11 protein-coding genes and 4 tRNA genes are annotated in these 12836 nt (G+C 63.0%); 4 read left to right on the forward strand and 11 right to left on the reverse strand.

Annotated features, from left to right (window positions below; all coding sequences use genetic code 11):
• Positions 1 to 39 precede the first annotated feature (39 nt).
• Together pncB and V8Z74_RS24110 are read right to left on the reverse strand one after the other, a co-directional pair.
• Positions 40 to 1272: a nicotinate phosphoribosyltransferase gene (pncB, locus tag V8Z74_RS24105; protein ID WP_066482387.1), complete on the reverse strand. Its 1233-nt coding sequence runs from the start codon at positions 1270 to 1272 to the stop codon at positions 40 to 42.
• A gap of 205 nt (positions 1273 to 1477) precedes the next feature.
• Positions 1478 to 1951: an acyl-CoA thioesterase gene (locus V8Z74_RS24110; RefSeq protein ID WP_370671038.1), complete on the reverse strand. Its 474-nt coding sequence runs from the start codon at positions 1949 to 1951 to the stop codon at positions 1478 to 1480.
• A gap of 148 nt (positions 1952 to 2099) precedes the next feature.
• Between V8Z74_RS24110 and V8Z74_RS24115 the strand changes: the two genes are divergently transcribed.
• The 4 genes from V8Z74_RS24115 (at position 2100) to V8Z74_RS24130 (ending at position 5261) form a co-directional block, all read left to right on the forward strand.
• Positions 2100 to 2426: a hypothetical protein gene (locus tag V8Z74_RS24115; protein ID WP_349711771.1), complete on the forward strand. Its 327-nt coding sequence runs from the start codon at positions 2100 to 2102 to the stop codon at positions 2424 to 2426.
• On the forward strand, positions 2423 to 2971 hold the full coding sequence (locus V8Z74_RS24120) for a phasin family protein (protein WP_066482381.1): 549 nt from the start codon (positions 2423 to 2425) through the stop codon (positions 2969 to 2971). The genes V8Z74_RS24115 and V8Z74_RS24120 overlap by 4 nt, the downstream gene beginning before the upstream one ends.
• Positions 2972 to 3230: 259 nt before the next feature.
• Complete coding sequence (locus tag V8Z74_RS24125) at positions 3231 to 3989, forward strand: 3-hydroxyacyl-CoA dehydrogenase (RefSeq protein WP_349711773.1); 759 nt, start codon at positions 3231 to 3233, stop codon at positions 3987 to 3989.
• A 108-nt stretch (positions 3990 to 4097) separates the two neighbouring features.
• Complete coding sequence (locus V8Z74_RS24130; RefSeq protein ID WP_349711775.1) at positions 4098 to 5261, forward strand: GGDEF domain-containing protein; 1164 nt, start codon at positions 4098 to 4100, stop codon at positions 5259 to 5261.
• A gap of 39 nt (positions 5262 to 5300) precedes the next feature.
• Here V8Z74_RS24130 and V8Z74_RS24135 read toward each other — a convergent pair.
• The 9 genes from V8Z74_RS24135 to V8Z74_RS24175 all read right to left on the reverse strand — a co-directional run bounded on the left by V8Z74_RS24135 (position 5301) and on the right by V8Z74_RS24175 (position 12814).
• Positions 5301 to 5377, reverse strand: a tRNA-Asp gene (locus V8Z74_RS24135).
• A gap of 48 nt (positions 5378 to 5425) precedes the next feature.
• A tRNA-Glu gene (locus tag V8Z74_RS24140) sits at positions 5426 to 5501 on the reverse strand.
• A 45-nt stretch (positions 5502 to 5546) separates the two neighbouring features.
• Positions 5547 to 5622, reverse strand: a tRNA-Ala gene (locus V8Z74_RS24145).
• A 146-nt stretch (positions 5623 to 5768) separates the two neighbouring features.
• The gene (locus tag V8Z74_RS24150) at positions 5769 to 6101 is read right to left on the reverse strand and encodes a P-II family nitrogen regulator (RefSeq protein WP_066482348.1); all 333 of its coding nucleotides are present in this window, start codon (positions 6099 to 6101) and stop codon (positions 5769 to 5771) included.
• A gap of 14 nt (positions 6102 to 6115) precedes the next feature.
• On the reverse strand, positions 6116 to 9205 hold the full coding sequence (locus V8Z74_RS24155; protein WP_349711778.1) for an efflux RND transporter permease subunit: 3090 nt from the start codon (positions 9203 to 9205) through the stop codon (positions 6116 to 6118).
• A gap of 4 nt (positions 9206 to 9209) precedes the next feature.
• A complete protein-coding gene (locus tag V8Z74_RS24160; RefSeq protein WP_066482342.1) occupies positions 9210 to 10394 on the reverse strand; it encodes an efflux RND transporter periplasmic adaptor subunit in 1185 nt (394 codons plus the stop codon).
• Between the two features lie 31 nt (positions 10395 to 10425).
• Positions 10426 to 11715 carry a TolC family protein gene (locus tag V8Z74_RS24165; RefSeq protein ID WP_349711780.1) on the reverse strand — a complete coding sequence of 430 codons (1290 nt, stop codon included), beginning with the start codon at positions 11713 to 11715 and terminating at the stop codon, positions 10426 to 10428.
• A gap of 331 nt (positions 11716 to 12046) precedes the next feature.
• On the reverse strand, positions 12047 to 12460 hold the full coding sequence (locus V8Z74_RS24170; RefSeq protein ID WP_349711782.1) for a hypothetical protein: 414 nt from the start codon (positions 12458 to 12460) through the stop codon (positions 12047 to 12049).
• Positions 12461 to 12737: 277 nt separating this feature from the next.
• Positions 12738 to 12814: transfer RNA gene (locus V8Z74_RS24175), tRNA-Asp, on the reverse strand.
• Between the last annotated feature and the right edge of the window lie 22 nt (positions 12815 to 12836).

A 12836-nucleotide genomic window follows, 5' to 3' on the forward strand; every position in this document is an offset into this window, starting at 1 on the left:
TCCCTTGTCGTTGTATCGGAATGCCTGCCCTGCCTGCGCTCAGCCCTTGGCCCCGGGCGGGGCGATCTCGAACACCTGGCGCAGATAGGCCAGGTATTTCTCGTCGTCGCACATGCTCTTGCCCGGCGTGTCCGACAGCTTGGCCACGGGCTGGCCGTTGCAGCGGGTCATCTTGATCACGATCTGCAGGGGCACATGGTCGGGTGCATCGCCCAGGTCGTTGGTCAGATTGGTGCCTATGCCGAAGGCCAGCTTGCAGCGGCCATTGAAGCGCTCGAACAGCTCGATGGTGCGCGGCACCGTCAGGCCGTCGCTGAAGATCAGCACCTTGGTCAGCGGATCGATCTTGTTGGCCTTGTAGTGCGCGATCAGGCGCTCGCCCCACTCGAAGGGATCGCCGCTGTCGTGGCGCGCGCCGTCGAAGAGCTTGCAGAAGTAGAGGTCGAAGTCGCGCAGAAAGGCCGTCATGCCATAGACATCGGACAGCGCAATGCCCAGGTCGCCGCGGTATTCGCGCGCCCAGGACTCGAAGCCGAAGATCTGGCTGTCGCGCAGGCGCGGCCCCAGCGACTGGCAGGCCTGCAGGTATTCGTGCGCCAGCGTGCCCAGCGGCGTGATGCCCAGCTTCATCGCATACAGCACATTGCTGGTGCCGGCAAGCTGGCCCGGCCTGCGCCCGACGCCGGGGCGCAGGCCCCCTTCCGTGCCCAGGCGTGCGCACAGCACGCGCAGCACTTCCTCGTGCCAGGCCTTGGAAAAGCGCCGGCGCGTGCCGTAGTCGGCGATCTTGAGCGTTTCCAGCCCTTCCTGCTGCAGCAGCGCGATCTTATGGTCCAGGCGTCGGCGCCCTTCGGGAAAGGCCGGCACCAGCTGGGTGTTGCGGAAGTACACCTCGTTGACGATGGCCAGCACCGGAATCTCGAACAGGATGGTGTGCAGCCATGGGCCCTTGATCGTGATGTCGATCTCGCCATTGGCCAGAGGCGTCACCGTGATGTATTTCTCGTTGAGCTGGAACAGCCCCAGAAAGTCCACGAAATCGCTCTTGATGAAGCGCAGCGACCCCAGGTACGCCAGTTCGGCATCCTGGAAGCGCAGCTGGCACAGCGAGCGGATCTCCTCGCGGATCTCGTTCACATAGGGCGCCAGCTGCACGCCCGGATTGCGGCACTTGAAGCGGTATTCGACCTGCGCACCCGGGAACTGGTGCAGCACCACCTGCATCATCGTGAATTTGTACAGGTCGGTGTCGAGCAGGCTGGTGATGATCATGGACGGCGGCGGACTGGAGAGCCCGGCAGCAAAAAGACTGGCAGACGTGAGTCAGAACATCGAGTGTAGGCGATTCCCGCAGGCGCCCTGGTTTTCGGCCGCAGTGGCCACTCGTCCGGCGAGTTTCATTGAAAACTGGCTGTATCGCTTGCCAGGCAAGCGTAGGCAGCTATCGAAACCGCAGGCCCCAGGGCCCACGGCGCGCTCAAGCCTTGCGCAATGGCTCCAGTGCGGCGCGCAAGGCAGCTGGAATGGAAACCGGCCGCCGCGTCTGGCTGTCCACATAGACATGCACGAAATGCCCGGCCGCCGCCGAACTGGCCTCGCCCTTGGCGAACAGTCCGACCTCGTAGCGCACGCTGGAGCTGCCGATATGGGCCACGCGGATGCCGGCTTCCACCATTTGCGGAAAGGCCAGCGAGGCAAAGTAATTGCACTGCGTCTCTATCACCAGCCCTATGGTCTGGCCGCCGTGGATATCCAGCACGCCCTGCTCGATCAGATAAGCATTCACGGCCGTGTCGAACCAGCTGTAGTAGACGACATTGTTCACATGCCCATAGACATCGTTGTCCGACCAGCGCGTGCTGATGTCACGGAATACGGCATAGGCCTGGCGCGGCTGGGGCACGGCACGCTCGGTTCTCGCAGGTTGCGGTGCAGGGCTGTGGTCGGTCATGGCCGCCATTGTGCGCATGCGCCGGCTGCCAACCAGCACCAAGGAGACAGTTTGCCGTACCGCATCGACAGACCTTTGTTTTTCCGAGAGGGATTTATCGGCTGAAGCGGCATTTCCGTTTCCCCATGAATGAGCGGGATATTCGTTAATGGCTTCGGTAGATTCAAAACTCGGCAATACAGCCTCGACCTTATTGCCCATAAAAAGGCAATTTGAGCGGCGAGCTGCATTTTTATGTCGTCTACAAGACATAAAAAACCTTGCGAAATCAAACATCTATCAAAAACCAACAATTTTCCAAATTTTTTGCTGCAGTGCAGCAATTTATTGCTTGCATTGCAGCATCAAGCCTCTCTACAATACGCTCATGCTGCACTGCAACATACCAGTCCAAAAGACTGGCGGCCATGTCAGCGCAGTTGTTGCCTCCGTCCCGATCCCCTTGTCCGATCTGCAAATTTGGAGAATGAAATGAGCCTGACCCCTGACCAAATCCTGAGCGCACACAAAGCCAACGTCGAAACCCTGTTCGGCCTGACCACCAAAGCCTTCGAAGGCGTGGAAAAGCTGGTTGAACTGAACGTGACCGCTTCGCGCGCTGCCCTGAACGAAGCTGCCCAGCACACTCAGGCCGTCCTGAGCGTGAAGGATGCGCAGGAGCTGCTGGCCCTGCAAGCCAGCCTGTTCCAGCCCCTGGCCGAGAAGACCGCTTCCTACAGCCGTCATCTGTACGACATCGCCAGCACCACGACGACCGAATTCGGCAAGGCCTTCGAAACCCAGGTGACCGAAGCCCGCAAGAACTTCAACGCCCTGCTCGAAAGCACGGCCAAGAACGCCCCCGCCGGCTCCGAATCCGCAGTGGCCATCATGAAGAACGCCGTCTCCGCCGCCAACAGCGCCTTCGAATCGGTGCAAAAGGCCGTGAAGCAGGCGTCCGACCTGGCCGAGACCAACTTCAACACCGTGACCAACACCGCCACGGAAGCCGTCAAGACCACCGGCAACGCCAAGCGCTAAGACAGGCTTATCGGCATGGGATGAAAAAATTCGGGTTTACCCTTATAATCACCCCATGCCAGGCCGATATCGCTAGATGGCGGCCTCACCAGTTGTCTCCTTGGATCCTCCTGAAACCCCCGTTTCACGGATCCTTTAAGCCCGATCCCCGTGATCGGGCTTTTTTTTGCCTTCCCGGACCCTGCGCTTTTCGCCATCCGGCATGCATAATTGACGTTTACGTTAACGTAATGCATTCCCAGCACCCTAGGAGACATCCATGCAGATCCAAGACCGCGTATTCATCGTGACCGGGGGCGCTTCCGGCTTGGGCGAAGGTACCGCCCGCATGCTGGCGGCCCATGGCGGCAAGGTCGTGATCGCCGACATGCAGGCAGACAAGGGCGAGGCCGTGGCCCGCGACATCGGCGGCGCCTTCGTGCGATGCGACGTGAGCAGCGAAGCCGATGGACAAGCAGTCGTTTCCAAGGCCACCAGCCTGGGCAAGCTGGCGGGCCTGGTCAATTGCGCGGGCATTGCCCCTGCGGAAAAAACCGTGGGCAAGAACGGTGCACACAGTCTTGCGCTCTATACCAAGACCATCACGGTCAACCTGATCGGCAGCTTCAACATGATCCGCCTCGCTGCAGAGGCCATGAGCCGCAACGAGCCCGAAGCCACCGGCGAGCGCGGCGTGCTGATTTCCACCGCCAGCGTGGCGGCCTATGACGGCCAGATCGGACAGGCCGCCTATGCAGCCTCCAAGGGCGGCATCGTGGGCATGACCTTGCCGATTGCCCGCGACCTGGCGCGCAGCGGCATCCGCAACATGACGATAGCACCGGGCATCTTCGGTACACCCATGCTGTTCGGCATGCCGCAGGAGGTGCAGGACACGCTGGCCGCGGGCGTGCCCTTCCCCAGCCGCCTGGGAACGCCCGCAGACTATGCCAAGCTGGTCAAGCACATCCTGGAAAACGACATGCTCAACGGCGAAGTGATCCGCCTGGACGGAGCCATCCGCCTCGCGCCGCGCTGACGCGACCTGCTTCAAGCCCAACCCGAAGGCCTGCCCTATTGCGCAGGCTTTTTTGCGCTTGAAAATGTTTGACAACAATTTGTATTGACTTGTTTCAAACTAGCGCAAATGCCGCATATCGATCCGCTCTCCATCAGTTCTGTGGCGGGCCTGACCTGTGCCGTCATGGCCATGGTCCTGTGGGGCGTGCGCCGCAGTCTGCCGATGGCCATGCCGGGCGTGCTGCCCTGGTGCCTGGCACCGTTGCTGTGCACGGCCTCGAGCATCTTCTTCGGCCTTGAAGGCCTGCTGCCGCCTTTTCTGGTCATGCTGGCGGGCAATGCCTTGCTGATGAGCGGCATGGGCCTGTTCTATGTCGGCAGCCAGCGCTTCTGGCAGCGACCATGCTCATGGCATTCCTGGGCCACGGCAGGCGTGGCCCTGCTGGTGGCCATGAGCTATTTCTGGCAGATTCAGCCGGACTTCCGCGCCCGCACCTTGCTGTTTGCCGGCGGCATGGCGATCTGCGCCTTCGCGCATGCACGGCTGCTCCATCGCCATGGCAAGGGATTTTCTTGCCGTCTCATGGTGATTGTTCTGGTGCTGCTGTGCATGGTGATGGTACTCAGGGCCAGCACCACCTTCTGGTTTGACGAACCCGGCTCGACCCGGCTGATGCGCGCACCCATGCAGCAGATCTATGCGGCCGGCTTCCACCTGTCGGCCTTGCTGCTGAGCATAGGTGCACTGCTGATGGTCAGCGAGCGCGTCCGGTATGAATTCGAGCATCAGGCTTCCCACGACAGCCTGACCGGCGCGCTCACCCGGCGCACCCTGTTCCAGGCCGGAGAAAAGGAATGGTCGCGCTGGAAGCGTTACGCGCGGCCGTTTTCCGTGCTGCTGCTGGACATAGACCGCTTCAAGGACATCAACGACCAGTGGGGTCATCCCATCGGCGACAGGGTGCTGCAGGACTGCACCGCCCTGATCGCATCCCGCTTGCGCAACGGCGACGTGCTGGGACGCTACGGCGGCGAGGAGTTCGTCGTGGTGCTTCGCGAGACCGGCAGCGCGGCCGCCTGGACCGCGGCAGAGCGTATCCGCCAGGCCCTGGAGCGGCAGGCTTCGGCCGATATACCCGCCTATACGGCAAGCATCGGCGTGGCCACCGTGACCGATGCAGATGTGGATTTCAGCGCACTGCTCAAACGCGCCGACACAGGCCTTTACCAGGCCAAGGCGTCAGGCCGCAATCGATCTGTAGCATTAATGATTGAAAACACAAATGCATGAAAAAGCCGCTGCAATCCTAGATTGCAGCGGCTTTTGATTTGGCGGAGTGGACGGGACTCGAACCCGCGACCCCCGGCGTGACAGGCCGGTATTCTAACCAACTGAACTACCACTCCTGGCAGGAAGCTTTGCCAGCTCTTTTCGAGCTTCAAGCGCTTCAGACTTGGCGACCCTACGGGGATTCGAACCCCGGTACTCACCGTGAAAGGGTGATGTCCTAGGCCTCTAGACGATAGGGTCAATTCCTAGAACGATTCGAGTTTTGCAACTCGCCGTCTTTAATCTTGGTGGAGGTAAACGGGATCGAACCGATGACCTCTTGCATGCCATGCAAGCGCTCTCCCAGCTGAGCTATACCCCCTCGAGCAACCAAAACACTGCTTGTTTGCTGCAATACAAAAATTGTAGCACAGGCTTTGGAGCGCTTTTTCCAAGGCACTGCATTTTTTGCATGCCAGGCGAAGAAAAGGCCGGGGCACTCTTCTTCGCCCGGACGGCGAGCATGTCCTAGAAAGCACCGCCATCGCGTATGCGGTGCATTTCGGCGATGTCCACGGTCCAGACCAGGCCGTCGCCTATCTGCCCGGTACGGCAGGCCGCAAAAATGGCCTGCCGTATGGGCTCGACCATGGTGTCGTCCGCAATGACGCAGAGCATGAGCTTGTCCGAGAAGTCGGTCAGCTCTTCCTTGACCGTGCGCTTGTCCACGGCTGCAGGCGCAGTGAAGCCTTCGGCCTTGAAGAGGGTCACGCCGGGAAAGTTGGGAATGGCACGCAGCGATTCGCGCAAGCGCTCCAGGCGACTGGGGCGCACGATGGCACGGATTTCTTTCATCGTCATCTCCTTTGCGGATATCAAGCCTCGGTGGGCTTTTCGTCAAACCACCGGTACAGCGTGGGCAGCACCACCAGAGTCAGCAGCGTGGAGGAAATCAGGCCGCCGATCACCACGATGGCCAGTGGACGCTGCACCTCGGAGCCGGGCCCTGTGGCAAACAGGAAAGGCACCAGCCCCAGCAGCGCTACCGTCGCCGTCATCATGACGGGACGGAAACGCTGCACGCAGCCCTCGCGCACGGCCTGGACCACGTCCAGGCCGTCCTCGCGCAGCTTGCGTATGCAGGTCACCAGCACCACCCCGTTGAGCACGGCAATGCCCCACAGAGCGATGAAGCCCACCGATGCCGGCACGCTCACATATTCGCCCGTGACGAACAGGCCGATCAGGCCGCCGATGGATGCGAAGGGCAGTACCAGGATGATCAGCGCGGCCAGCTTGACCGAATTGAACAGCAGGAACAGCAGGAAGAAGATCGCGGCAATGGTCAGGGGCACGATCACCTGCAGCGTACCCATGGCACGCTCCATGTTCTCGAACTGGCCGCCGAACTTGAAGTAGTAGCCGTCGGGCAGCTTCACTTCCTTTTCCAGACGCTGCTCCACCTCCGCCACGAAGCCTCCGAGGTCGCGCCCTTCCACATTGGCGCCCACCACCACACGGCGCTTGCCGCCTTCCCGGCTGATCTGTGCGGGGCCGTCGACCAGCTCGATCCTGGCCACATTGTTGAGCGGCACCTGTCCGCCGGTGGCCGTGGTCAGCAAGGTGGCACCAATGGCCTGGGGCGAACCGCGGAAGGCTTCGGGAAAGCGCACCACCACGGCATAGCGGCGCTCGCCTTCATACAGCGTGGTCACATCTTTGCCGCCAATGGCGGATTCCAGCACGCTTTGCACATCGGCCACATTGAGGCCATGGCGTGCAATGGCCTTCCGGTCGATGTCCACGGTCAGCGCCTGCTGGCCCGAGAGGCGCTCGATGCGGATGTCGGTGCTGCCCGGCACGCTCTTGAGAATGCGGGCCACCTGCTCGGAGACTTCCTTGAGATCTTCCAGCTCGTCGCCGAAGATCTTGATGGCCAGCTGCGAGCGCACCCCTGTCACCATTTCGTCCACACGCTCGGAGATCGGCTGCGAGAGCACGATCTGCACACCCGGAATCCTGGACAGGCGCTGGCGGATGTCCTCGTCGATTTCGTCCTGCGTGCGATCGGACGTGGGATCCAGCAGCACGATGGGGTCGGACTCGTTGGGGCCCGCGGGGTCGGCCGGCGATTCGCCGCGGCCCAGCTTGGACACCACGGACAGTACTCCCGGCACCTGCGCCACTTCCTTCATGGCCGCCATTTCCATGCGGATCGATTCGTCGAGCGAAATGCTGGGCACGCGGTTGATCTGCGGCGTCAGCGCGCCCTCCTTCATGGTCGGCATGAAGGACTTGCCCAGAAACGGGAACAGGCCCAGCGAACCGAGCAGCAGGGCCACTGCCAGAGCCAGCGTGAGGCGGCTGCGCACCGTCGCGCCATCGAGAAGCTTGAGGTAATGGCGCTTGAGGAATGCAATCAGCCGCGTGTCATGGTCCGCACCACCCTTGAGGAAATACGAGCACAGCACAGGCGACAGGAACAGCGATACCGCCAGCGACACCGCCAGCGCAATGGCAATCGTCAGCGCCAGCGGGCCGAACATCTTGCCTTCGATGCCCTGCAGCGTCATCAGCGGCAGAAACACCAGAATGATGATGGCAATGCCGAAGATCGTGGGCGTGGCTACTTCGGCCGTGGCCGAAAGCACCGTGCGCACACGCTCGCCCCTGCTGCTGCCAGCCTGGCCCAGCTTGTGGAATACGTTTTCCACTACCACCACGGTGGCGTCCACCATCAGGCCGATGGCAATGGCCAGGCCGCCGAGCGACATCAGGTTGGCCGAGATGCCGTAGCGGTTCATGAGGATGAAGGTGGTCAGCGGCGTGATGATCAGCGTGGCCACCACGATCAGGCTGGAGCGCACATCGCCCAGAAAGATGAACAGCACCACCACGACGAGGAAAATGCCTTCGATCAGCACCTTGCCCACCGTCCACAGCGCGGAATCCACCAGGTCGGTACGGTCATAGTAAGGCACGATCTGCAGGCCGCCGGGCAGCATGCCCTTGGCATTGATTTCGGCCACCCGCTCTTTCACGCGCGTCACCACTTCCTTGGCATTGCCGCCGCGCATCATCAGCACGATGCCCGAAACGCCTTCGGTATAGCCGCCCTTGATGATGGCGCCCTGGCGCACCTCGGCATCGATCTGCACGGTAGCCACATCGCGCACATAGACCGGCACGCCACCCTGCTCCTTGAGCACGATGTTGCCGATGTCGTCCAGCGTGCGGATCATGCCCATGCCGCGGATCAGATACTGCTCCGTCACCTGGGGCAGGATGCCGCCGCTGGCGTTGGCGTTGTTGTCCGCCACGGCCTGCACGACCTGGCGGACCGTCAGCCCATAGTGGCGCAGCCGGCTCGGATCCACCAGCACCTGGTACTGCTTGACATAGCCGCCCTGCGAGTTGATCTCGGCCACGCCGGGAATCGAGCGCAGCAGCGGCCGCGCCACCCAGTCCTGGATGGTGCGGCGCTCGGTCAGCTCCTGCTGGGTGAGCTCGCGCCGGCCGTCGTCGGGATGCTCCAGCGTGTACTGGTACACCTCGCCCAGGCCCGTGGACACCGGCCCCAGCACCGGCACGATGCCCTGCGGCATGCGCGGCGTGACCTCGATCAGCCGCTCGGTGACGAGCTGGCGTGCAAAATAGACATCGGTCGCGTCGGTGAACACCAGCGTGATGATCGACAGGCCGCTCTTGTTGAGGGAGCGCATCTCGACCAGACCCGGCAGGCCCGTCATGGCGATCTCCAGCGGCACGGTCACGAAGCGCTCGATCTCTTCGGGCGAGCGCCCCGGGGCTTCGGTGGCGATCTGCACCTGCACATTGGTCACGTCGGGAAAGGCATCCACCGACAAGTTCATGGCGGCGCGCAATCCAAAGCCGCACAGCACCAGGGACATTACGATCACGACCAGCCGCTGCGTGAGCGCGGCGCGAATCAGGGAAGCAATCATGGGCTTACTCCAGCTCGGCGCGCTTGCGCTCGTTGTTCAGGTGAAAGGCGCCTTCCACCACGATCTGCACGCCTTCCTCCAAGCCCTTGAGCACCGGACGCAGGCCGCTGCTGGCCACTCCGAGCTCCACGGGCGTGAGGCGATAGTGGTTCTCGGACTTTTTCACATAGACGTGGTCCTTGTCGTTCTCGCGCACCACGGCCGCGACGGGAACGGCCGGGGTTTTCTGGCTGGCCCCCTGGATCTTCATGGTGGCCAGCATCTGGGGCTTGAGCGCCAGGTCCCTGTTGTCCACCTGGGTACGGATGGTCACGGTGCGCGTGTCGGCAGACACCGTGTCGCCCACATAGATGATCTTGCCGGAGATGGGGCCCTCCTCGGCCGTCAGGCCCAGCGCCGGCACATCGACCTGCACGCTTTGGCCCGTCTGCACGCTGCGTGCCATCTGCTCGGGCAAGGCGCCCACGACCCAGACATTGGACAGGTCCGCCACCGTGAACAGGGGATCGCCAGGCTGGGCCACCTGGCCCTGGCTGACCTGGCGCTCGATCACGATGCCGGCGGACGATGCGGTGATGGCCGCATGGGGCGCGACATGGCCCTGGCCGCGCAGGCGGTCGAGCGCATCGCCGGACAGCCCCATGAGCCTGAGCTGGTCGCCTGCGGCGCGCAGCTCGGCACGCGCTATCTGCACCTCGGATTCGCGGCGCTGCAGCTCGGCGGAGCCGATCACGTCGGCCGCGATCAGCTGGCGCGCGCGCTCCACCGAGCGCTCGGCCAGCGTGGCATTGGCGCTGGCGCGCATATAGGCCAGCTGGGCGGTGGTCAGCTCCGGACTGGCCACGCGCGCCAATACCTGGCCGTGCCTGACGCGGTCGCCGGTTTCGGCCAGCACTTCGGTCACGCGACCGGTCACTGCCGCACCGATGCGGGTGACCTTGCGCTCGTTGGCCTCGATGCGGCCTGCGACTTCCTGCACGGCCGCCACATCGGCTGCCACCACCGGCGCCGTCCTGAAGTTGCCGGCCATCGCGGCAGGCACCACGACCTCCATGGGGTCCAGTTCGGCTTTGGCCTCGGCCGCCGCAACGGGCGCCGCGGCGCTCTTTTCATTCTTGCCGCAGGCACTCAGGGTCAGCAGTCCGGCAAGCGCCAGGGCCATGGCGAGAGAGTTTTGATGGGAAGACATAGACGTGTTTGAAAAGTGAGAAAACTGACGCTCAGAACGCAGAGGCATCGGCATAGCGGCCAGCCAGGAAATCCAGTTCGATGCGTGCGGACTGCAGCTGGTAGCGGGCCTCCAGCAGATCGGCGCGCACGGTGCGCAGCACACGCTGGGCATCGAGCACATCGAGAATCCCCCGCTCGCCAAAGCGGTAGGCGGCCTCGGCCACGCGCAGGGCGGACTCCGCTTCGCGCACCGCGCCTTCGCTCAGGGCCTTGGTTCGCACCTGCGCCATCTCCAGCACCTTCCAGGCCTGCTGCATCTGCTGCTCAAGCTCTGCCCGGCGTCCTTCCATCCGCACGCGGGCACGTTCGGCTTCCGAAGCAGCTTCCTCCATCGGGCCACGGCGCTGGTCGAACAAAGGGATCTGCACGCTCACACCCACGGTATGGTTGCGGATGTCCGGCTCGCGGGTCTGGGCATAGCGCAGCTCCACGCCAGGCCATCGGCTGGCCCTGGCGCCCTGCTTCTGGGCTTCGGCCCTGTCCACTTCGGACTGCAGCTGCAGCAGCTCCGGATGGGCCTGCCAGTTGATGTTCTGCAGCTGGTCGGGCACTACCGGATCCTGCAGCGACAGGGCCAGATCGAAGCGCGCCGGCAGATGGCCTGCGGCCAGGCGGTTGAGCGAAAGCAGGGACTGCTCGGCCATCAGCCGGGCCGTCTGCTCCTGCTGGCGTGCATTGATCAGCTCCGCATCGGCCTTGATGATCTCGTAGCGGGCCGCCTCGCCACTGGAGACACGCACGCGCACGCGCTCATGGACCTGCTCGAGCAACCGGACGGCATCGCGAGCCGCCAGGGCCTGGGCCTGGCGCAGCACCACCTCATAGGCCTTGAGCTTGACCTGTGCCACCAGCGCATTGCGCGATGCGGCAATCTGGTGTACCGACGCACGCTGGCCCGCCTGCGCCGCCTCGATGCGTGCGCTGCGCACCGAAGGCATCTCTATGGGAACCGAGATACCCATGCTTTGCACGCTGCCGGGCGTGGCCGATGCCAGACGCGCCGTGTTGTCGCCACGGCTCCACTCCAGCTTGGGATTGGGCAAGGCGCCGGCACTGAGCACCGCGGCCTGTGCCGTCACGCCGGATTGCTGCACCGCACGCAGCTCGGGATTGTTGTCGAGCACGGTCTGCACCAGCTGCTCCAGGCTCAGCCTGGGCTGCTGCGGCTCGGCGCTGACCGCATTGGCCGTGGCGGCTGCAACGCCGGTTTCGCGGGCCTGGGCCGCGAAACATCCGGCCAGGCAGATGCCGAGTGCGGCAAGCCGGACCAGGCGCGGCAATGAAAGTGGGTCCGCTCGGAACGGACAGGCTGTGGCCGGCAGAAAAGCCGGTGCTATCGATCTATTGGACATAGAACACGGCTGCCTTCTTGAAGGCAGAGGAAGTGAGGAAAGAGTGGATTCGGCGACCGAGCGCAGGGGCCGGGGCCGCCTGCCGGAAGCGGTTCAGGCATGCCAGGACGAAGTGGCGCAACCCGCAAGCTGTCGCCAGTTGCCGCAAGGCGTCAGCCCATGGCAAGCGCATTCCGGGCTTGTCAGGCCCGGAATATCTTCAAAGGCAGGAAAGATCGGGAGCGATCAGCAACCGGCCGAGCACTTCAAAAGAGGTGCGTCAGATGCGCTGGAGCGAGCCTGCCTGGCGCAGGCCCGTATTGGGTGGCCGCAGCATGCTGTCAAGCCAGGGGAAAGTGGGATGCGCCACATGCGCCTGTGGCGGCACCCGGACATCGGCCACGAGGACGGCCACGGCTTCGGGCGGGCCGAACAGCTCGTTGCGATCATCCTGCGCCGTATTCACTTCGGCGGTGCGGTGCGGACGGTGGATGGAGAACTCCACCGTTTCATCCTCCACATCCTCCTCGAATTCCTGCAACACATCCACGCCGTATTCGTGCGGTTCCATGTCCTGTACATAGGCCATTGCCACTGCATCCTGCGCGCCCGCCGGCCACAAGACAGCCATCTGCACGCCCACGATGGCGGCAAACATCAGCAACGACAGCAGCAGGGACGATGCCGGACGCATGGATCAGAAGCGTTGTTGGAACAGATTCGGAAAGGAAAACAGGAATGCGCTCAAGCAAAAGCCCGGGCGGCCCAGTCTGGATGGTGTCTCCATCTGTGACAAAAGTTCCCGTGAGGTGCAGCCTTTGTCATTCAGTCCATGAAAAATGGAACGATAGCGTATCGGCATAGTGCTTGCATGGCAAGGGTTTCCTGCTAGAAAGACAGGAGCAGTACCCACGTGCATGTGCCATGCCCAAAACAAAAAGCCATCCGTGAACGGATGGCTTTGCGAAATCTGGCGGAGTGGACGGGACTCGAACCCGCGACCCCCGGCGTGACAGGCCGGTATTCTAACCAACTGAACTACCACTCCTGGCAGGAAGCTTTGCCAGCTC

This window comes from Comamonas sp. w2-DMI, from assembly GCF_040187735.1.
Taxonomy (GTDB): domain Bacteria; phylum Pseudomonadota; class Gammaproteobacteria; order Burkholderiales; family Burkholderiaceae_C; genus Comamonas; species Comamonas terrae.